Here is a 21,341-nt window from a genome sequence, read left to right as displayed (position 1 = left end):
CTGAACAGCCGGCCGCGCGCAACCCACGCGTTCCATTCGCCATTCGAGGTTTTCGCTGCGACACTTGCCTCAGCGGGACAACCTCAAAACGCTAAACATTAACCCCCTCGTTGCACTTCGGTTTGAAACCGCCAAGGGAAATCAACGAACATCGGTTGGCAGGCAGCGTTGCATGTGGTCGCCCCAATACAATCATTACGTGACTTCCGCACCTAAGGTCGCCTGGACGAGGCTGACCTCGCCTAAATAAACGCTCTCACCCAACTCGCATTCGCGGCAGGCGCTGCCGAGCGCATGTCGGATTTCCACACGATAAGTTCCGCTTCCCTTAGCCAGACCGCCGAAACGGAAATCACCGAAGCGGTCCGAGACGGTTTCAGCCAGCTTCTGATCGCCGACATACAGAGCGACCCTGGCATCCGTTACGCACTCGATCACGTCGCCTATACGGGCGCTGATGCTCGCGCCGATGAAGCAGCTTTCCCAACGCTCCAGCCCGCTGTACCACACACGCGGCTTTGTGCCCAGTTTCGGCCGCAATACTTGGAGCCCTTCACGCCGGGCCTTCTCGGCCATCGTTGCATCATCGACCTTGACCGTCTCGAACACCTCGGTGGGACAGGACTGCTGGCACCGTGGCCGGGGCCAGCCCTGGTCAAGCAGATGGGCGTCAAAAATCCACGTCTGCGGCAGTTGCAGTTCTTCGTTCCAGACGATCGCCTGGTACGGGCAGGACTTCACGATGTCCTTCCGGCCTCGTGCTTTTTCCGGATCGATAATGACGATGCCGTCAGCGCGCTTGTGGATCGCGTCGCCGCCCACTCGCATGCATGGCGCTTCATCGCAGTGATTGCACATCACTGGCAAGTACGTCGTCTCGACCATGTGAGAATGGCCCTGCACGCGACGCAGGATGCGAATGGAGCTCTCGGCGCTGGACGCGGCAGGCGCGGCGTAACCCGGGAAATTGTTGCCAACATGCTCATCACGCTCGGCAATGACGCAGTTCTGGCAATTCTCGCATTGCCCGACCTTGATAACCAGATTCCACTTGCTCATGGTGTGCTCCTTACGCTGCGCGACCGAGCATGAACGCGTCGGCGCCAATCCACTTTTCAACCTGCACAAGGCATGAATTCGGGCTCATGCTGCTCGTGCCAGCCGTTTGGGGCCGGTCGGGGGTCAGCATGTTCATGCAACCGCCGATTTCGACGCGTTCGCCGTTTATCTCGATCATCTGGAATTCAGCGCTCGCCTCGTATGACTTGACCACACCGGCGGTGACCAGCGGCGACACGTCAGCCGCACAGATGACGGCGCCCCGGTCGTTATAGACCTTCACGAGATCGCGATGGGCAATACTCCGGGCCGTCGCGTCGGCGGGACTGAGCCGCAGCAGCCAGAAGCGATGCCCGCCAATCAACGCGCGATGATCTTCGACGCTGTTGACCGATGAGTTCTTGCCATCGCAATGGGTGTGAAAACTGTAGCGGCTGTGCGTAGCGACCAGTTGCAGCGGATAGCGCTGAGCCAGCTCCGAGCGCAGCCCTTCCCAAGAGGGGATGTACCGGTTCACCGGTGGCCGCTCCGGGTTGTCCGCGGTGTGTCGCTTGAACATCTCGGGCACGAACTCGAACTTGCCGCTAGGCGTCTGAAGGCCCACGCCGAACTGTTCGGCGTACTGCGAGGGCATCGGATGCGGCTCCGGCAGATCCTTGCGCCGACCCTCTGCAAACCAGCGCATGTCAACGGGTTGGCGCAGTTCGGGCTTTTCGGGTGGCACGACGAAGTAGCCTTTGCGGCAGAACTCGCGCCACGATATGTGATCCGGCAAATCAGACGAGTCGAACACCCGTTTGACCCAGTCGAGTTCGCCGCATCCCTCTGTGAACACGCCCCCGAGGCCGAGACGAGTCAGAATCGCGGTGAAAATATCGTAATCGGAGCGTGACTCGCCCAGCGGCTCGATGCATCTGTGCTGCATCATCACCATGCGATGGTTGACGGTGCTAAAGCCATGATGCGCGTAGCCGCCCGAGTTGGACCATTCGCCGATGTCCGATCGCTCCAGCGACGTGCACGCCGGCAGGATAATGTCGGCGAATTGCGCCTCGCCTTCCATCCAGATCGACTGATTGACCACGAACTCAATGCTCGGGTGGCGGTAGGCGTCGGCCCAACGCCCCGATTTCGTGACCGTGCTGAAAGAAGATCCGCCGTAGCGATAGATCATGTGGATCGGCGAATAGCCCGGCATCGGGTAGCTGAACGGCGCGAACTGAGCCTCCTGTGACATCCCGTCCCAGAGGTAGCCCGTCGCATGGCCGTTGATGATCGCATCGGGCAGCTGCTGCCGCGGGACCATCTGCTTGACAGGATTCATGGTCAAGATGTGCGGCATGCGCTGATAGTTGTTGACCGCGTTCGCCGTCCACGCGAGATCGCCCGACATGCCGCCGTCCGCGTAGCCTGGGAAGTAGAAATGCAGGTCGTGCGGAACACCGATCTCGAGACAGCCGAAATTCACGCCCGGTTTACCCCAGCCCTGCATCGCCATCATCATGACCATGCAGCGCGCCCATTGAGCTCCTGTGGCACCGCGCCCCGCCCCACCGAATCCCGCGCCTGTCATCCCAACGGCGAGATAAACCTTCTTGTTCCCCCACAGGCGAGCAAGAGCACGAACGTCCTTGGCGGGCACGCCGGTTTCGAGTTCCTGCCATTCAGGTGTCTTCGGTATGCCATCGGCTTCGCCCAACAGATAGGCCCGCCATTCTTCGAATGCTGTCGTCCGGCTAGCGACGTAATCCTTGTCATACAGACCTTCCACCACCCAGACATACATGATGGCGGTGGCGAGCGCCGCATCGGTCTGCGGCCGGACCGGAATCCACCGCCCGCCCAGTAGCTGCGCTGTCGGGTTGCAGTGCGGATCGATATGGACGAACTCGACTCCCAGTTCCTTGGCCCACAAACGCCGCGGCGTACCTTCAAACCCGGCATAGGCGCCGTTGGTGCTTTCAGGATCGCAGGACCAGAAGACGATCATCTCCGCTTCCCGCAGGCAATCCTCAATACCGCCGTAGCCGGACGGCACGCCAACGCGCATCGAGTTGCCGAAGTGATGCATGGCGCCCCAGTACCATCCTTCCCAGCTGTCCGGATTCGCCGCCACCCGCGTAAAACCAATCAGGTTCGCGAAGCGCGTGAGCGCGCTAAGGTAGTAACCGACATTGCCCCACTGGTGGTGCGACGACATGGGGAAGGTGATGGAACCGGGCCCGTGAACGCGCTTTTGCCGGTTGATTTCTTTCGCGACAATGTCGAGCGCCTCGTCCCAGCTGATCGGCACATAGCCCGACTTTCCGCGGTTCTGGGGATTACGCTCGCCATCGGAGTCGAAGTCGACCCGCTTCATCGGATGAAGAATCCGCTTGTTCGAGTAGACAAGCGACTTGATCGCCAACGCGTGGGGCGCCACGAGGCCGCGCCGCGGCGGGCTGAAATGGCGTCCGCGCGCCTCGATCTCCCAGCTCGGAGCATCCTTGCTATCCAGATCGACCGGCGTTACGCGAACGATGCGGCCCTCCTTCACGTAGACGAACAAAGGGCCGCCGTTCGTGCAGGTCGTATAACGGTGCGTGCCATCCCGCATGCGCATGCCCATGGGCAGGCCGATGGTTTGCATCTTACTCAACGTTTGCATCAGCCAAACCAGCAACTCGTCGTCGCCCTCGGTGACCACCTTGAAATTTTTCGCTGCATGGATGATCTCGGCCTGGTCAGGGCGTGGCGATAGAAACATCAGCGCGGTGGCGACATCCTTGAAAGCCATGCGCACGTCGGGTTTCCGATGCCTGTCCGTGAGCGAGCGAACGCGCCCGTTCCTGAACTGAATGAGACGACCGATGCTGTCATCCATGAGCCCGATCGAGGCAATGAGATCCCGTTCTTTCAATCGATGGCGATAGGCTGGAAAGCGGCGTGCCGTCAAGTCGAGCACCTTGGGCAGCGCAAACAGAATGGTTTTGAGGACTTGTCGTTTCATCGTTCCACCCGGAATGGAGCAGTGCCGCAGAGAGAGGGCATAAATATTGTGTCGGAGCGTGGGCGATCGGCGTGGCCAGAAAGGACGCTTTCGACCTCTTTGTTGTGCATGGAAACCTCTTGATTGGTTGCACGCGTGCCGCGATGACCACGCGGCTGAGAACGCACTGCTAGAAGGTGTAGGCGACGTTCAGGAAAACGTTGATGGGATTCATCCGGAGCGTCGAACTCGAAACGACGTGCGTACCCTTTGCCGTCGTTCCGTCCAGCGTAAGGTGTGTCTTTAATGGGATGTAACCGACAGCAGCTCCGACAGACCAATGCTTCGTGAATGCGTAGTACGCGCCGATCTCGAACACCGGGTTCCACGATGAACTGAGCGAGGCGTGCGCCGACCCGCCTGGGCCAAGGTTATCGGTGACAAACTGAGCGTTTGTCGTGCGAACCTGGGTGTACCACGTGTAGTTCACGCCCAACCCAACAAACGGACGGAACTTCGACTGGGCCTCAAAAAGGTGGTATCGAAAGACGATAGCGGGTGGCATCGGTCGCGTCGACCCGAGGGCGCCATACTTGGCGAGCGTACCGTCCCCCACCAGATTCACGGTCAACGGAAGGCCAATGAGTGTGGCGACGCCGAAGTGGTCGGTGACGTAATACTCGGTGTTAATTCCCACCGTGTCGGTGGACGTCGCGTGCGCCCCGGAACCGGGTACTTGCTGGTTCACCGTCATACCACCCACACTTTCGACGGTGAGCGGCGTTGCATTTCCCTGTGGCGCGACGTGAAGCCATCCCGTCGCCAGGGTAAAGCTTCCAGCCGTCTGAGAACTTGCGGTACCAGCAAGTGCAGCCGAGCCGATACAGATCGCTATCCCCGCCGCGCGAATCATCGTCCTGTAGTTCCTCAAGTGTCTTCTCCTGTCTCGTTGGCTGAAGGTTTTCTATGGGGTCCCCCAACTGGACCGATCGTTTGCCGCCTCAGATCGGTGAAGCAGCCCACTGGGTTTAGTCCGAACCCATGCACCTTATTCAACATTTTTAATAGTTATACTAAATGTAAAGCAGTGTGACTTTCGACGTTATTGCCGTGCTCTCAATCCTCCGTGTCACAAACAACGCAAACTGAAAAGGTCAGTGACGCATCCAGTCGCCTACCGCAGGTCCCTGCGCGTGGCTGCGTTCGCTCGGCATATTAGTGAACGCGCATCGCCAAGCGATCAGCCTCCGGGGGAAATACGCACCACGATCCGTCGCAATGCCGGAAGAAAAACAATCCCATTGGCCCTTTAGGTGAAAGTAGCTCAACGTGCACGCAAGGCCCTCGGCTCGACTGCGCGCGACCCAATCGCGTCACCCGCAGGGGCGTCTCGGAAACCGGTCCAAACCATTTTTCAACGAGTGAATGCAACGTCCTATCCGATGCCATACCCATCTTCTTCCCCAACCAAAAACAAATCCGAACCGCGACCCGGTGACAATGGCAATCTGAGCACGACGTCGGGTGCCTGCACGTGATTGAGCGGGCCCGTCGACGTCCGTGCTCCTGTCACGTTGAGCCGCTGGGCGTCTTGATCGCCGCGGGACTATTACGATTGCTTTGGGATGCTGCCGCGACTGAAAGCGAGAATGTGAAAGGAAACCGCCCCAGCACGGCACTCGCCAGTTCTTCTAGCTCCGCAGTGGGGAGTTCGGCGTGAACGGCAAGTCCCCGCGAGGTGTCTTCAATGGCAACGGCGGCCTCCACGCCGGCTTCCGCAAGTGCAAACCGCAGGGCGTCTGCCGTTTCTCTTCGCTTCAGCGCTGGTTTGAAGATCTTGCCGACGCCCGTCAAGGGCATCGCATCGACCACCCTTATCCCCTTCGGAAACGCGGCGCGCTCACTGATTTCGTCACGCAGGAACTCGGTCAATTCCGCTTCGCTTGCGGTTACGCCGGGCTTAAGCTGCACATAAGCGACCGGTAACTCGCCCGCGTGTATATCGGGGCGGCCTACCGCCGCGGCAATCTGGACTGCGGGATGGCGATGAAGGGCTTCCTCGATTGCCGCGGGATCGATGTTGTGTCCACCCCGGATGATCAGCTCCTTCTTGCGGCCGGTGAGCCAGAAATACCCGTCGGCATCGCAGCGTCCGATGTCGCCGGTGTTGAGCCACCGCGCACCGTCACCCAGCTCCATCCAGATGCCACTCACTTGCTCGGGCCTGGTATACCCAGCGAATACGTTCGGGCCGGAGATAACCAGCTGGCCCACCTCGTCCGCCACGCAGTCCCGTTCATATCGGCCGGTTTCATCTACGAGCACGGCCTTCATCGCTTGGCCGGGTAGCCGAAGACCAATTGAACCCACCCTGCGCTCACCCAGCGGTGGATTAACGCTGCTAACGCAGGTGCCCTCCGTGAGACCGTAGCCCTCGAGAATCCTTATCCCGGTACGTTGCTGGAAGGTGCGAAGCAATTCAACCGGCATTGGCGCCGCGCCACATAAGCCATACTCGAGCGAACTGATATCACATTCGCCGACCGGAATATCGAGCAGGGCGCCGAAGAGCGTCGGGACGCCGCTGAAGAAGTTGATGCGGTAGTGTTCGACGATCTCCCAGAAACGCTTGACCACCCCCTCGCCCCGATACCCTTGCGGTGTGCCGAGGACGACGTGGGCGCCACGTGAGAATGCCAGCAGGCCTGTGACCATCGCGGCGTTGACGTGAAAGAGCGGCAAGCCGCAAAACATCGCTTTCCCGGGACCTATGCTTTCGCCGAGGAATTGACCTGCGTTCCATGCATTGGCCACCTCATTGCCATGCCGACGCATCGCAATCTTTGGCAGTCCCGTGGTGCCACCCGTGCAGAAAAAAGAAGACAGATCATCGAGGCTCGGTCGACGCGAGTCGCTCAAGGTCATGTCGGACTCACTTGCGATCGCGGCACCGAAGTCGTGGATGCGGATCCTCAAAGGAACAGCATTTTGAACGCCGCCCGCGCCATGCAGCTTCGCACACTCGGCACTTTGTATCGTCCGGGCAGCGGCCCCCTTGTCGCCCGTTATACGGTCGGCTCGATTGACGAGCACCAGATCGCGCAGGGCCGGGACCTTGTGCAAGACCGCCTGCACCTTCTGCCACAGATCAGTCCCATGAAACGGTGCGAGCGTGACGAGCACGCGGGCGCCCGAGGCATTGAGCAGTTCGCCGATGGCCTCGCCCTCAAGCAGTGGATTGATCGCGCAGACGATTCCGACGGCTTCGCCTCCCCATATCACGAAGTGGGTTTCGGGCAGATTCGGCAAAATATAGGCGACGACCGTGTCCCGATGCACACCCAGTCGCGAAAACAGGTTGGCGGTACGCGTGATCTCGCGCACCAGTTCGCTGTATGTCCAGCGATCCGGGCTCGCATAGTGGTCCGCCGTTGCGAAGAATGAGAGCGCCGGTGCCGATGGATCGATCGCGGCGCCCCGGCAGATCATCTCGTAGGTACTGGAGGGTAGCTCCGCCCGTTGCCCTCGCGTTTCGATCGCCAGAACATCGTCCAGGGTTGCGACGCCTTTCATGCTGCCTCTTCGACGACGACGTTATGCTGCACACCCAGATTGATCGAGCGGTCGTCACTCGCGATAAACGCCTCCACGACATCGCCCACCTGGAGATACTGCGGCCTCTCTTCCTGCATCTTCAGGAACATTCGCCATTTTTCTGCGTCGGGCAATTGCGCCGCAGCGCGTTGTTTCTCGGGTGTGGGAATGGTCAACGCGCAACCGGACGGCGTGCCCGTTGCGAGCAGGTCCCCGATGTACAGGTCGTGAACGCCAGAGAGCTCCGTCAAGGTCTCCGCCGGGCCATAGACGAGACCAGCGGTGGTGTCGTTCTGGCGCACGGCGCCGTTCACCGTCAGCGTCAGCACGAGCTCTTTCAACTTCGGAATATCCTGTTGCTCAAGCAGGCAAAGATAAGGACCGACGGGACCAAACGTCCGATAGCTCTTGCCCTTGTAGAACTGCATCTGCGGAATCTGGATATCGCGCGCGGAGTAATCGTTGACGAGGACGGCGCCGGCGATGTACTCGTGCAAGTTCTCGTCGGTGACCGTTTCGCGGGACGTGATGTTGCGCTTGAGTACGAGACCGAGCTCTATCTCGTAGTCCAGGAAGCGAACTTCCTTTGGTTTCACCACGTCCGAGTTCGCCGGGACGATACAGCTCGGGGCCTTCGTGAAGATCATGTTGAATTTCTTCACGTCCGGGTCCAAGCCCGACTCGATCATATGTTGGCGGTAGTTCGCGCCCTGGCAGATGAACTGCTGATTGGCGGTCACGGGCGACAACCACTGCACATCCGATTCGCGAATCGACGGCGCGTCGAGTATTCTCAGCCGGTCGACCGGATTGGCCTCGATGAACGCGGCGGTCGACTCGAACTCGCCCGGAATCGGCGTGATCGAACCATCAGCCACCACGCCCCACTGGGCGCGGCCTTGGTGCAGGAAATGCAGAACGTGAAGTGCCATTTGTCGATCCTCCGGATGCTTTGGATGTGAGTTGGTTCAGGCGAAAATCTTCGCCAATGTCCGCAGCTTGCTAAGGGTCAAGTCGGGGCTGCGGCGCAGGTTTTTGAAGAGCGCGGCAATGCTCGCGGGCGTCAGCTTGGGCTTTGTGAAACTGCGCGGCATGGTCGGCCCCCACTGCGCCATGGCCTCGCGGCTCACGGCATGGATGCCTGTCGGTGCGTCGGAGGTGAACAGATCGCCGTCGCAGTAATGCTCGTGCTTGTTGCCCCACGGGTCCTGCCAGTAGTCAAAAATCTGGCTGCCCAGAATATGTCGGCCGATCCCCCATGCGTGGGTCCATCCGTGATCTCGCAACACGCGCTGGCCCATGCCGACCGCGTCCGCGTCAACGAGTTCGTAGGCGCTGTGGCTATAAGCCGCGACAAAGCCCTGTGCAAGCGCAAGCGTATGATGATCGGCCGGCTGGTCGCCAAGATCGAGGCGCATGAACGCCACCGCCGGCGAGCCGTCAGGAAGCACCTGGACGTCGCTAGGGATGAAACCAAAATGGCGCGTGTACCACCCACAGGTTTCCTGAAAGTCCGCGAGTTCGAGCACGACGTGCCCGAGCCGGATAACCTCCGGTGCGCACTCCGGCGGTCGCTGCGTACCGTTGATGCGCACGGTGGCGTCAACCGAATTGAATGGCAACGGCAGCCGATGGGGCAGCTCAGATGCGGACGCCTGGTCCCAAATGGCATCGACCCGAAAGCCGGAAGGATCCGTCAATTGCACCACGTAGCCGCCGCCTGCAAAGGCTGACCGCTCGAGCTCTGACGCGCCCGGCAGCTTTTGCAGCGCGTCAAGATCAGCCCTGCTTCTGACCTGCAAGCCAAAGCCGACAAACTGCGCTTTCGACGCCTTGCGCACGACATAACAAAAATGCGCGGCGCCCGTCCCGCGCAGAAGCAGCAGCGCATCGCTCCGCGATACGGTTTGAAGCCCAAAGTCATTCAAAAAATGTTCGGCTTGCTCGAGGTCTGGCCGGTCGAATATCAGATAGGCCAATGCAGTCGCTTTGGCCGTTGGATGGGAATGACGGGAGGGCTGTGCAGTAGTGAGGTTCATGGCGGAATGTGCTCAGGCTGTTGAATCGGCTGATGCAGATTGGAGCGCTGACGCGATGGCAGGGAGATCCAGCTGCAGAAAAGGCTGACGCCCATCGAGGATGGAATTCGCGACGCGACTGCGAAGGTCGGGGACAGTTGCATGGAGGCGCCGGACGCCTCTCACGCCCCACCGCGCGAGGAAGGGAGCGCTCGCTGCCTCCGCCGCCGGGCAATTTGCCGACGCGCGGTCGACTGGTATGGATGCGCGGGCGGGGAGCCGATTAAGCGGGTGCCGGCCGCTCGGCGCGGCACGATGTCGGGTTGCTGTCTCCACAGTCACTCCAGGCGTTTTAGTTAGACCGGCCGCTGCGTGCCGTTGATGACATTAAACTCATCGCTGATCGTTTTGTCAATATAGACGTTTGCATCTATACTGCGGGTATGACCAGACTTGGGATCATCATGACGAACGCGACAAATCGCCCGCCGGCCAAACGTTCCAGAGCTGCGGCGCCCATCTCCCCGCCTGCCGCTGTAGAAGAGCGGGAGCCGCGCGGCATGCGCCGCAAGCGCGAGACGCGTGCCCGTCTGCTCGACGCCGCCCTCAGATTAATGGCCGAAAGAGGGATGGAGGGCGTGGCGATCAACGAGATCACCGAGGCCGCCGACGTGGGCTTTGGCTCCTTCTACAACCACTTTGAGTCGAAGGAGGCGATCTATGCGACGCTGGTCGACAATGTGTTTGAAGAATTCGCGAACATGCTCGATCGCCTCGCGGGCGGCATTACCGACCCCGCCGAAGTGATCGCTGTCTCCGTGCGCCACACGGTCCTGCGTGCGCGGCACGATCCCGTGTGGGGACGCTTTCTGATACGTGAGGGGTTTTCGGCGCGTGCGATGAGCCGCGGCCTGGGCCAGCGGCTGCTGCGCGACATCGGCAACGGCATTGCTGCAAAGCGGTTCGTCGTTGCCGACCCGTTTATCGGATTTCTGGCAGTGGGCGGCACGGTCCTCTGTGTCATTGCGGCAGAGTTGAATTTTGTTGCACCGGGAGCGAGTGCGGCGGGCGTGTTAAAGGAACTGGGCTTCAGCGGAGAGCATTTGCCCGAACGCACGGCCGCCATGCTGCTGCAGACGCTTGGGCTCAAGCGCGCGGAGGCGGAAAAGATTGCAGCGCGTCCCCTGCCCCTGGTCGAGGAACCCGTCGAGGAAGGCTGATTGAGGAGCAGCGGCGACTATTGCGAGCAGTTCATCTCGGACCGCCGATCCCATCACCGCTCGTTCGCCCGATGGCCGCCTGTTTCAGGAAATCCTTTTTTTGTGGTCAGGGGAGCGACCCGCCCTTCATCGTTCACTCCTGGCGCAAGACGCTATTCGGCATCCACGCTGTCCCAGATGGGACGTGGATCGAACTGATGCGACGCGAGCATGGTGAGGATCACCACCGCCGCAAAAGCGAGCGTGGCTGGGCCGGCAGTGACCACGGCAAAGGGGTAGCGCTGTCAGGCTCGCGCCGCAGCGCGAACAGCTAGCGCGGCGGTTCTCGACGCTCGAAGGTATGCGAAACAGCAGGTCGCATTCGTGGCAAACAATCAGTCTGTGATATTCCATACGGGATGCATCGGAAATCGGCGCAGGCGTCTAGCGCGAACGTGGTTAGACGGCTATGGCCCGGTCAACTTCAAGACAAGCGGAACGGCGAGGATCTGGATCCGTGCCGGCTTCTCCTCGCCGGTTCCGCGCCTGACCGGTCATTGCGTTGACGCTGAGGTCTGCTGGGGCGCGGGCAGTTCTCCCATTGCCTGGAACAATGCCGCGGTATCACTCATGCGCTGGCCGGCTGCGCGCGCGGCGCCGATCCGCGCGTTGAGATACCTTGCCTCGGTAGCATGCGTTGCCGACGAAGGCAGTGAGCCCATGCGATGGCGCGTCGCCGTATCGTCGAATGCCTCATGCGCGGCTTCTGTCGCGGCCTCGTTCGAAGCGAGCGTTTGCGCGTCGTTATCGAGCGCGGCAAGAGAATTCGCCACATCCTGGAAGGCAGAGAGCACGGTCGACTTGTAGTGCAACACAGCGGCGTCATATGCGTCGATCGACGCGCGGCGCTGCGCGAACAGCGCGCCACCATGGAAGATCGGCTGCGACAGGCCCGCGCCAATCGCCCACAGTCCGCCCGCGCCCGAAAGCACGGCCGGCCAGCTGAAGCCACCCCGCCCCATCGATCCGGTTAGCGACAGGCTCGGGAAGAGTTGCGCGGTTGCAGCCCCCACGTCGGCCGCTGCTGCCTTGACGGCCGCGTCGGCGGCCCGGATATCCGGACGGGAGCGCAGCAGGTCCGAAGGCACTGCAACCGGTACATGCTCGGGCAGCGAAAGGCTATCGAGATCCGGCACGCTCGGCGCGTTGTCAGGCGTGCGGCCGATCAACACCGCCAGCGCATGGATCGCGAGCGCGCGTTGCTGACGCAGCGCCGGCAGCGTCGCCGCGATCGCAGCCGCGTCCTGTTTCGAAGCGAGCGCCTGCGCGCGTGAGAGCGAGCCCATCGCATAGCGCTGCACATCGTCGCTTGCAGCATCATTGGACACCGCGACGAGCTGTTCGGTAAGTGCGATCTGTCGGTCGAACGCCGCCACATTGATCGCGCTACCGACGATGTTCGCAGCAAGCGCACGCCGCGACGCCTCCAGTTCAAATGCCTGCACGTTCACCCGGGCCGCGTTCCCCGAATTCATATACCGCGTCTGGCCGAACAGGTCGAACGTGTAATGCGCCAGCAGTTGCCCGGCAAAGAAATTGTATTGCACCTGCTCGGGGCCAAGCCCCGGCACGACGGGTGAACGCGCGCGCTCGACCTGCACCGCGCCATCAATGGAGGGCAGCGTCGATGCGCCGACCTGCGCGCGAAGTTCCTCTTGCGCCGCCGAAAGCGTGCGCTGTGTCGCCGCGAGCGTCGGGCTGTTGCGCAAGCCTTCGTCGACAAGGGCATCCAGCGCATCCGAGCGGTACAGTCGCCACCATTGCGGACCAGGCGTCGCCCCTATATCAAACGACTGCACAACGCCACCTGCGGTCACCGTCTTCGACACCTGCGCCTGCGCACCGTAATGCCCAGACGACGGCATGGCTGGCGGCTCGCCGCTGGGCGCAAACGAGCACGCGGCCAAAGCGAGGGCCGCGGCCGCGGCCAAAACAAATGACGTGTATGTAAAACGCATGATCAGACCTCCGAATGCTCGACGACGACTGGCAACGCGTTTCGCTCGTCGCGATGAACCCTGAAGCAGGTCGCGTAAAGCGCTGGCAGGAAGAACACTGTCAGCACCGTAGCGATGGTGATCCCGCCCATCAGCGCCGTCGCCATGGGCCCGAAGAAGCCCGAGCGAAGTAGCGGGATCAGTGCGAGCACGGCGGCCGCGGCCGTCAGCATGATCGGCCTGAAGCGCCGTACCGTCGCGCCGATAATGGCGTCGAAGCGCGCCTGCCCCGCCGCGATGTCCTGATCGATCTGGTCGACCAGAATCACCGAGTTGCGCATGATGATGCCGAACATCGCGATCACACCAAGCAGTGCGACGAACCCAAATGGTTCGCCGAACAACAGCAGCGCAGTCACCACTCCGATGAGGCCGAGCGGTGCGGTTAGCACGACGATGAAGGTGCGCGCGAAATTCTTCAGCTGGACCATCAGCAGCGTCAGCACCGCAATGATCATCAGCGGCATTTCTGCGTTGATCGACGTCTGGCCCTTTACGCTCTCTTCGACCGCACCGCCGACCTCGATCCGATAACCGACGGGCAGCTTCGAGCGCACAGCAGCGAGAGCCTGGTCGATACCGCGTGACACGTCGATGCCTTGCGCGTCACCGCGCACGTCCGCCTGCACAGTGATGGTCGGCTGGCGATCGCGCTCCCAGATCACGCCGTATTCGAGTGTGTCGCGCACATGTCCGATTGAGCCGAGTGGCACTGGTCCATTGGGTGTCGGAATCGCCAGGCTCGTGAGCTTCGCGGGATCGACGCGCTCGCTCTTCGGCGCCCGCAGATCGACGTTGATCAGCTTGTCGCGCTCGCGGTACTGGGTGACCGTGTAACCCGACAGCGTCATCGCGAGGAAGCTGGACACGTCCTCCGAGGTGACGCCAAGCTGGCGAGCCCTGTTCTGGTCGATCTCGAACGAGATTGAACGTTCGGCAGGTTCGTCCCAATCGAACTGGACGTTGCGCGTGCGCGAGTCGGCACGGACCTTCTGCGCCACGGTTTCCGCGAGCGAGCGCACTGTCGCGATATCGTCGCCGCTCACGCGGAACTTGATCGGGAATCCGACAGGCGGTCCGTTTTCGAGGCGCGCGACGCGGGTGCGCACGCCAGAAAAGTCCGTTTCCAGCTTCGCGTCGAGCCAGTGCATCAGCGCTTCGCGCGTCTCGACGTCCTTGGCCGTGATCACGAACTGCGCGAAGTTGGGCTGCTGAAGCTGCTGGTCGAGCGGGAGATAGAAGCGCGGTGCGCCCGTGCCGACGAAGTCGACGAAATGCTCGATGCCCGGCTTGCCATCCAGCACCTTCTCCAGGCGTTTCGATTCACGTAATGTCGCCTCGAACGAAGCGCCTTCCGGGAGCCTCAGGTCGACGAGTAGCTCCGGCCGTTCGGAGTTCGGGAAGAATTGCTGTGGCACCCGCGTGAACGCCCCCATCGCAATGGCGAACAACACGGCGGTGACCCCGAGTACGACCCAGCGTCGGTCGATGCAGGCCGCGACCCAGCCTGACAGGCGCCGGTAAAAGCCGGTGTTGTAGACGTCGTGTTCATGCCCGTGGCCGCCGCTCGCATGGCCCTTGCGCTCGGGAAGCAGGTGGAAGCCCAGCAACGGAACCAGCACGACGGCAGCGAACCACGAAACGACGAGCGAAATGGCCGACACTTCGAAGATCGAGCGTGTGTATTCTCCCGTGCTCGATTTCGCGAGCGCGATCGGCAGGAAGCCCGAGACCGTCACGAGCGTGCCGGTCAGCATCGGAAACGCCGTGCTCGTGTAGGCAAAAGCCGCCGCGCGCATGCGGGTCCAGCCCTGCTCCAGTTTCACAGCCATCATTTCGACGGCGATAATGGCGTCGTCAACCAGCAGACCTAGCGCGAGCACGAGGGTGCCGAGCGACACCTTGTCCAAGCCGATACCGAACAGGTGCATGCACAGCGCTGTCACCGCCAGGACGATCGGGATCGTGATGACGACCACCATGCCCGTGCGCAGGCCAAGCGAAATGAGGCTGACAACCAGCACAATCGCCACCGCTTCGCCAACCGCTTCGACGAAGTCGTCTACCGAATGCTTCACCGCATGCGGCATGCTCGAGACGGGCGAAAGCCTAAGACCTGCGGGCAACGTGGCTTGCAACTCAGCCGTCCTCGCGTCGAGTGCCTTGCCGAGATTGATCACGTCGCCGCCCTTTTGCATCGTCACACCAATGCCGAGTACCGTCTGACCGCCGACGCGCATCTGCGTGACGGGCGGATCGTCATAACCGCGTTTGATCGTCGCGATGTCGCCGAGGCGGAACGCGCGCTTGTTCACTGTGATTAGCATGTCGGCGAGCGCGTGCTCGTCCCTGAATGCGCCGCTCGGCCGGACAAACACACGATCATCCGCCGTCGTGACGGTGCCCACCGGTGCGACCGTGTTCTGCGCATCGATGGCCTGGGCGAGCTGCTGCGGCGTGATCGACAGGCGCGTCAGCTGCGCATTTGAGATCTCGACAAAGATGTGCTGGTCAGGATCGCCTAAGTAGTCGACCTTCGCAACGCCAGGCACGCGCAGCAACACGGTACGCAACTTGTCTGCATAGTCATGCAGTTGCGCTGGCGTAAAGCCGTCGCCTTCGAGCGCGTAGATATTCGTGTAGACGTCGCCGAACTCGTCGTTGAAAAATGGCCCGACCGCGCCTTTCGGAAGCGTTGCCTGGATGTCGCCCACCTTCTTGCGCACCTGATACCAGGTCTCGGTCACATCCTTGACGGGCGCCGAATCCTTCATCGCGAAGAAGATCATCGACTCGCTGGGGCGTGAATAGCTCTTGACGTTGTCCACATAAGGTGCCGCTTGCAGTTGGCGGCCGATCCGGTCCGTGATCTGTTCCTGCACTTCGCGGGCGGTTGCGCCCGGCCAGTATGTCTTTATCACCATGGTCCGAAAGGTGAACGGTGGATCTTCGGATTGTGCTAGCCGCACATAACCGATCACACCGAATAGCGTCATCAGCCCAATCAGAAAGATCACCAGTTGCTGATGCCGAAGTGCCCAGGCAGACAGATTGAAACCGGTTCCGCTGGGGTCCGCACTATCAGAAACAGTTACAGGCGCGCCGTCGCGCGCGTTGTCATGGTCGCGCGCGTTCATGCCGGGAAATCCTCTTGATGGAGCGGGGGCACGACCTGCACCTGTTGCCCTGAACTCACCGCGTGCACGCCTTGCAGCATGACCCGGTCACCGTCATGCAGACCGGAACTCACCGAGACCGTGCGCTCGTCATATCGCTCGATCGTGACCGGGCGCAGTTCGAGCGTATTGCTGCCTTTACGCACCACCCAGACAGCCGGATTCTCGCCCCTGTGAAAGAGCGCCGTCACCGGCAGTGTGAACGGCTCGCCCGTAGCGCCATCGGCTGCCACTTCGAACGCCACGTTCGCCGTCATGCCAAGGCGCACTTCGGGACTCGGCGCGCTCAGCGTCAACTTCACCCGCCACGTGCGGCTTTCCTGATCGGCCGCGGGCGACACCTCACGCACCCGCGCTTCGAGCGCCTTGCCAGGCAGCGCGGGAAATGTGACGCGCGCTTGGGCGCCGACCGTCAACGAGTTCAGTGCTTTTTCGGGCGCGTCGCAGACGATGTCGACATCGCCCGTCCAGTCAACGTGGAAGACCGCCTGAGTGGCCTGCACATTCTGTCCGGTATCGGCATCCTCCGATGTGACCACACCGTCATGGTCAGCTGTCAGCGTCGCGTAACGCAGCTGATCGGTCGCGAGCGCCATTTGGGCTCGCGCCGAATCGCGCTGCGCAAGAGCCGTCGCATAGGCATCCTGAGTCTGCTCCAGCTGCGCGGCGGCGATCAGGTTCGCGTGCGCCTGCGCCTGGTCACGGTCAAGCTGCTGCTTGGCGAAGCCCAGGCGATGCTCAGCGGCCTCCAACTGTGCCTTCGCATTCGCAAGGGCGTTGCGCAGATCGGTCGGGTCAAGTGACGCGACCGTCTGTCCCGCCTTGACCGAATCGCCGATGCGCACACGTCGCTCGATGATTTTGCCGCCCACACGAAACGACAGAGGCGTGGAGTAACGGGCCTGCACCTGCGCAGGCAACGAGGTGCTCGCGATGTTCCCATCAGGGTGAACCGCAAGCGCGACAACCGGTTTGGCTTCCGTCACGACCGCTTCGCGCTGGTGGCAGGCCGACAGAAAGATTGCGCTGCAAGCAGCGATCACAACGGGTAACCGGTATTTCGACCGGAATAAGGAGGGTATTAAGGTGCGCGTCAGTTTTAGCGCGACGGGTCCGGAATGTTTCACGATGTTCACAAGGCAGGTGAGAAGTCTAGGTAGTAATGCCAACAGCGCTGACCAGGGTCCGGCCTTGGTTGCTAAAGCAATCCTTGCCAGCAGCGCCAAAACAAGTAAGCCGCTGATCGTCACTGACTCTCTTGGCAACTCGAATTAAGCGAAGCCGCGCGCCTGGTGGGAATTCAATGCGGCATGCTGCGGATCGGCGACATCTGATCCGCGCGTTTGCCGATGCCCGCGCGCGCTTTGGACGGCGTCCGCGATTTGCGGTCTGGTATAGCGCCTCAAACATGTTTGGGACGCCCCCCCACTTTCAGTCCAACTGGCGCCGCTATTCCGCCACCTCCGCCGCACTCGTGACATTAAACCCATTACTGATATGTTTGTCAACTCTGACAAAGCAATCTACACTCTGGCTAAAACAGGAGGCCATCATGTCCAACATGCCAATTCCCCGTGCGCGTCGACAGCAAACAGCCAAGGCGCCGGCTCAAAGTCCGGACGTAACCCAAGCAGCGTCGCCACGCCTTGCCAGACGCAAACGCGAAACTCGGATCCGCTTGCTCGACGCCGCGTTCGTATTGCTGGCCGAAAAAGGAATGGAAAGCGTCACGATCAACGACATCACCAATGCCGCCGACGTCGGATTCGGGTCGTTCTATAACTACTTCGACTCGAAGGAGGGAATCTTCGCCGCGCTCGTTGAATGGCTCTTTGAGGAATTCGCGACCGCGCTTGATCATCTGGCAAGCGGCTTGTCGGACCCCGCCGAAGTAATCGCTGTGTCCGTGCGTCATACGCTTTTGCGCGCCTGCCGCGAACCAATCTGGGGACAACTGCTGATAGGCGAAGCGCTCTCTACACGCGCGCTGAGCAGGGGTCTTGGCCAGCGGCTGCTGCGAGATACGGAAAGAGGAATTTCAGAACGACGCTTTTTTTAGTTGCAGACGCATTGATATGCGTCATTTCCGTGATCGGGACCGTTCTTGCAGGAATAGCCGCTGAGCTTCGCTTTTCCGCGTCTCCAAGGAGGATAAGTCGCCGGAAAATGATGCTGCGATCCTCTGAGGAAAAATTCGCGGAGAGTACGGCAGCGATCGCGCTGCAGGCGTTCGGCCTTGCACGCATGGAAGCGGAGAAGATCGCCCGGCGTCCCCTTCCGGCATCACACCGGGAGGCGAGCGCGTAAGCGGCGACAACCCGAGCCGCAAAGCGTTTTGCTGACGGTTGTCTCCGCCGTGACCCTTTTCACCGGGTCCGGTAAAGCGCGCTCGCCAGATAGCGCCGCCGCAGTTCCCTCAAAGCAGAAGCAAACACGGCGCTGGCAGGCAGTGCAAGCAGAACGCCAAAGAAACCAAACAGCTCGCCAAAAGCCAATAACGAGAAGATGACGGCGAGGGGATGCAGGCCGATGCGCTCGCCGACGAGTTTGGGCGTAAGAACAACGCTTTCCAGGATCTGGCCGGCGCCATACACGACGATCACTGCTCCGAACCCATACCAGTTCCCGAATTGCAGAAACGCAGCCAGAAGCGCAAATGCCAGCGCGGTCGCGAACCCGATGTAGGGAATGAACACAGCGAGCGCCGTGAGAAGACCGACAGGCAGCGCAATATCCAATCCGGCGATCTTTAGCGCGATAGGGTAAAACAGCGCGAGTATTCCCACGACGAGCAGTTGCCCGCGCAGATACTGCGACATCATCTGATCGACCTGCCCAACGAAATCCCGTGTTTTCGCGAGCCAGCGTCGCGGCACAAAGCTCTCCAGGCGCTCGAACGCCTCATGCCGGTCGTAGAGCAGGTAAAAAAGCACGAGGGGCACGACCACCACATGTCCGACGACGCGGACCATCACATTACCGCTTGTGCGAACGTACTGCCAAATCGAGAGGGCCACGTCTTGCCCGCCCCCTGACAAATGCGCTGCCAGTGCATTGCGAAGATTCGCCAAATTGACCGAGTAGTCGATACCAAGGAAAGCCATCCGTGGTTTCAGCGTGGCATCGAGTTTTACCAGCAGCGCGGGAAGCCGCCCCGTAAGCTCGGGCCCTTCCTTTTGAAGGACAGCGACCACCAACAGCACGAAGAACGTGATCAGCACCGCGAGTAGAGAAATCATGAACAGCGCCGCGATGCCCCTCGGTGTGCGATGGCGAACCAGCCACTCAACGCCCGGCTGCAAAATGTACGCGATGATCGCACCGAGGAGGAAAGGTGTAAGAACCGGTCGCAGGGCCCATAACAAGGCACAGGCCGAGGCGGCTACGGTGCCCCAAAATAACGACTGACGATGGTAGGTGGTCAAAGCTGTTCTGATCGGCTGTTAATGGTGGCTTTTGCTGAGCTCGGGAACGGTCCAATCATGTATTGTTTCCTCACATCACCGCGCGCAAACAACCCTGAGAGTCCCCCGCTTTTGCGCTACCCCCGTGCGCCATATCTGATAGCCACGGCGTCCAAACCGCGCGTCGCCCCACGATACAATCAAGGACGCTCCACGCGTCGGCAGCGCAATTCATAGGCGTAATTCCTTGTGTAAGGCCAGCGCTCAACTCGCCCGTCGGTTCGCATTTGAAAACCAGGACCTCTTCGCTTACTCTGGCATGACTTCGCACGCAGTCACCAAGTAGGTCGGTTGATGCTTGTGCATCTCCGAAACGGAAGATCGTTAGCCGTAGACCTTGTTAGATGCCAGCCGACGCCGCCGAATACGTGCAATCTAGGAAAATTGCTCGGAAAAAGGACTGTGGCAGTTCATCCAGTCATAGGAATCGGCACAGTGCGACCATGCCCATTTGAACGCCGGCGCAGGATGCGCCGCACCGATAGGACGTCGTTGTGTTCGTCCTGGCATTGACACGTTCGTGTCGTCGTCGAGAACCGCAGTTCGTGCATCTGTTTCGTCATTACACATCTCGCCTCCTACAGCATGGCCGCATGTTCATACGGCGTTAAAAAGCGTAGTCGATACATACGGACTACTAAACGCAAAAAGCTGCGAAATACTTTGAGGAAGGGAGCGATATGGGCAATACCGCTCTTTCCACCGGCCCGCATTGGATCTAATGGCGGCCGCCAGTTGTGGGAAGGCCGTCTAGCCAGTCAATCTTGTCGCCGTATCGCTCGGGCTGAGCTCGATGAGCCCCGATATAAGCTCGACAGCAACAGTGTGCAACTCCTCGTCTCTCATGCTTTTCAAATTCCCCAACTTGAAGAAGTTAATGCCATCGCAGATACTCGACATCGCGAGCGCCAGCGCTTCTGCCCTTCCTCGCGACAGTCTTGCTTGATTGGTCGCCCATATGCTCCGAATGCAGTCACCGGTAGCGGCTGCTCTCCGGTGTCGCAACACATTGATGGAATCTCGATACGCGGCATCCCGCGATGCGAGCAACGAGCCTTCCGCCCAAAGGCTGAACGAATCGTGCGCGAGGGAATCGATGAAGTAGGCAGTGGCACGCTGCTTCATCTCAACCGGCGTAGCCCCCTCCTTCATGATCGCCTGGATCGCCAGATGGGTCCGCTCGCCGTCCCGCTGCAACAACTCGATCAGCACTTCGGACTTGCTGTCAAAGTTAGAGTAGAACGCGCCGCGGGTGTATCCAGCCTCGTCCGATATATCGTCCACGCTCGTCGCAGCGAATCCTTTGCGGACGAACATTCTCTGGGCGGCGTCAAGCAGCCGTTCCCTCGTTTGCTCTTTACGCTGCGTGCGTGTTAGGCGTTCCTGCTTCATGGCACCGGTTTACAGGTTACACAGAACTTGCTGCTACCGCCTCCGGACTGCGCCTCTCTTAAACAAGGCCGCGGATCTCGTGGGACCCCGGCCGGTCGCCCTCCGTTACGAGACATTAAATCGCAAACTGATACTTATGTCAATAATGGGTCATAAGTCATGTATGAGTCTTTGTAACAGCATTTTGGTCCGCGCAGACAGGCCGCCAGCAGGGCCAGAATGATCGCCCGAGGCCGCAGGTCCGGCGCGGAGCGCAAAGCTCTCCACCGCCGAGCTCGTGCGCCTTCACATGTTGCGCCCGTATGTCGGTCAGGCCAGCCGTCGGTATGCCGGCTGCCTATTGAGACTTACGTAAGTCATGACATCACCAGAGCTCGGCTTGTTTCCAACATGCGGCGATGATCGATTTGCGCT

12 protein-coding genes and 2 pseudogenes are annotated in these 21,341 nt (G+C 60.7%); 2 read left to right on the top strand and 12 right to left on the bottom strand.

Annotated features, from left to right (window positions below):
* Positions 1 to 195: 195 nt before the first annotated feature.
* The 6 genes from AWB75_RS33970 to AWB75_RS33940 form a co-directional block, all read right to left on the bottom strand.
* The gene (locus AWB75_RS33970; protein ID WP_061128350.1) at positions 196 to 1,059 is read right to left on the bottom strand and encodes a 4Fe-4S dicluster domain-containing protein; all 864 of its coding nucleotides are present in this window, start codon (positions 1,057 to 1,059) and stop codon (positions 196 to 198) included.
* 10 nt (positions 1,060 to 1,069) lie between these two features.
* Positions 1,070 to 4,048, bottom strand: coding sequence for a molybdopterin-dependent oxidoreductase (locus AWB75_RS33965; RefSeq protein WP_061128349.1), 2,979 nt, complete (start codon positions 4,046 to 4,048; stop codon positions 1,070 to 1,072).
* A 169-nt stretch (positions 4,049 to 4,217) separates the two neighbouring features.
* Positions 4,218 to 4,940: an OmpW/AlkL family protein gene (locus AWB75_RS33960; protein WP_061128354.1), complete on the bottom strand. Its 723-nt coding sequence runs from the start codon at positions 4,938 to 4,940 to the stop codon at positions 4,218 to 4,220.
* A gap of 656 nt (positions 4,941 to 5,596) precedes the next feature.
* Complete coding sequence (locus AWB75_RS33950; protein ID WP_061128348.1) at positions 5,597 to 7,600, bottom strand: acyl-CoA synthetase; 2,004 nt, start codon at positions 7,598 to 7,600, stop codon at positions 5,597 to 5,599.
* The gene (locus AWB75_RS33945) at positions 7,597 to 8,553 is read right to left on the bottom strand and encodes a fumarylacetoacetate hydrolase family protein (RefSeq protein WP_061128347.1); all 957 of its coding nucleotides are present in this window, start codon (positions 8,551 to 8,553) and stop codon (positions 7,597 to 7,599) included. The genes AWB75_RS33950 and AWB75_RS33945 overlap by 4 nt, the downstream gene beginning before the upstream one ends.
* Before the next feature lie 36 nt (positions 8,554 to 8,589).
* Positions 8,590 to 9,660, bottom strand: a complete 1,071-nt coding sequence (locus tag AWB75_RS33940) for a VOC family protein (RefSeq protein ID WP_061128346.1) — start codon at positions 9,658 to 9,660, stop codon at positions 8,590 to 8,592.
* Between the two features lie 443 nt (positions 9,661 to 10,103).
* Here AWB75_RS33940 and AWB75_RS33935 point away from each other — a divergent pair, with 443 nt between their 5' ends.
* Positions 10,104 to 10,859: a TetR/AcrR family transcriptional regulator gene (locus tag AWB75_RS33935; protein ID WP_061128353.1), complete on the top strand. Its 756-nt coding sequence runs from the start codon at positions 10,104 to 10,106 to the stop codon at positions 10,857 to 10,859.
* A gap of 152 nt (positions 10,860 to 11,011) precedes the next feature.
* Here the strand turns inward: AWB75_RS33935 and AWB75_RS33930 are convergent.
* The 4 genes and pseudogenes from AWB75_RS33930 to AWB75_RS33915 form a co-directional block, all read right to left on the bottom strand.
* Positions 11,012 to 11,128 (bottom strand): annotated as a pseudogene (locus AWB75_RS33930) (paraquat-inducible protein A); the annotation flags it as partial.
* A 264-nt stretch (positions 11,129 to 11,392) separates the two neighbouring features.
* Positions 11,393 to 12,856, bottom strand: a complete 1,464-nt coding sequence (locus AWB75_RS33925) for an efflux transporter outer membrane subunit (RefSeq protein WP_061128345.1) — start codon at positions 12,854 to 12,856, stop codon at positions 11,393 to 11,395.
* A 2-nt stretch (positions 12,857 to 12,858) separates the two neighbouring features.
* Positions 12,859 to 16,032: an efflux RND transporter permease subunit gene (locus AWB75_RS33920; protein WP_061128344.1), complete on the bottom strand. Its 3,174-nt coding sequence runs from the start codon at positions 16,030 to 16,032 to the stop codon at positions 12,859 to 12,861.
* The gene (locus AWB75_RS33915) at positions 16,029 to 17,207 is read right to left on the bottom strand and encodes an efflux RND transporter periplasmic adaptor subunit (RefSeq protein WP_087087148.1); all 1,179 of its coding nucleotides are present in this window, start codon (positions 17,205 to 17,207) and stop codon (positions 16,029 to 16,031) included. The genes AWB75_RS33920 and AWB75_RS33915 overlap by 4 nt, the downstream gene beginning before the upstream one ends.
* Positions 17,208 to 17,623: 416 nt before the next feature.
* Here AWB75_RS33915 and AWB75_RS33910 point away from each other — a divergent pair.
* A pseudogene (locus AWB75_RS33910) lies at positions 17,624 to 18,378 on the top strand (TetR/AcrR family transcriptional regulator).
* A 59-nt stretch (positions 18,379 to 18,437) separates the two neighbouring features.
* Here the strand turns inward: AWB75_RS33910 and AWB75_RS33905 are convergent.
* Both AWB75_RS33905 and AWB75_RS33900 read right to left on the bottom strand, forming a co-directional pair.
* Positions 18,438 to 19,496, bottom strand: a complete 1,059-nt coding sequence (locus AWB75_RS33905) for an AI-2E family transporter (RefSeq protein ID WP_087087147.1) — start codon at positions 19,494 to 19,496, stop codon at positions 18,438 to 18,440.
* A 789-nt stretch (positions 19,497 to 20,285) separates the two neighbouring features.
* Positions 20,286 to 20,927 (bottom strand): TetR/AcrR family transcriptional regulator, encoded by a 642-nt coding sequence (locus AWB75_RS33900; RefSeq protein WP_061128343.1) that lies wholly within the window; start codon positions 20,925 to 20,927, stop codon positions 20,286 to 20,288.
* Positions 20,928 to 21,341: the final 414 nt, after the last annotated feature.

It is taken from the genome of Caballeronia catudaia, assembly GCF_001544755.2.
GTDB lineage: Bacteria > Pseudomonadota > Gammaproteobacteria > Burkholderiales > Burkholderiaceae > Caballeronia > Caballeronia catudaia.
The sequence above is the reverse complement of the archived record's forward strand: the minus strand, read 5'-3'. Positions and strand labels throughout refer to the sequence as shown.

Coding starts and splice junctions, on each gene's coding strand:
- AWB75_RS33950 (WP_061128348.1), bottom strand. CDS start 7,600: ATGAAAGGCGTCGCAACCCTGGACGATGTTCTGGCGATCGAAACGCGA.
- AWB75_RS33960 (WP_061128354.1), bottom strand. CDS start 4,940: ATGATTCGCGCGGCGGGGATAGCGATCTGTATCGGCTCGGCTGCACTT.
- AWB75_RS33900 (WP_061128343.1), bottom strand. CDS start 20,927: ATGAAGCAGGAACGCCTAACACGCACGCAGCGTAAAGAGCAAACGAGG.
- AWB75_RS33920 (WP_061128344.1), bottom strand. CDS start 16,032: ATGAACGCGCGCGACCATGACAACGCGCGCGACGGCGCGCCTGTAACT.
- AWB75_RS33965 (WP_061128349.1), bottom strand. CDS start 4,048: ATGAAACGACAAGTCCTCAAAACCATTCTGTTTGCGCTGCCCAAGGTG.
- AWB75_RS33970 (WP_061128350.1), bottom strand. CDS start 1,059: ATGAGCAAGTGGAATCTGGTTATCAAGGTCGGGCAATGCGAGAATTGC.
- AWB75_RS33940 (WP_061128346.1), bottom strand. CDS start 9,660: ATGAACCTCACTACTGCACAGCCCTCCCGTCATTCCCATCCAACGGCC.
- AWB75_RS33945 (WP_061128347.1), bottom strand. CDS start 8,553: ATGGCACTTCACGTTCTGCATTTCCTGCACCAAGGCCGCGCCCAGTGG.
- AWB75_RS33925 (WP_061128345.1), bottom strand. CDS start 12,856: ATGCGTTTTACATACACGTCATTTGTTTTGGCCGCGGCCGCGGCCCTC.
- AWB75_RS33935 (WP_061128353.1), top strand. CDS start 10,104: ATGACGAACGCGACAAATCGCCCGCCGGCCAAACGTTCCAGAGCTGCG.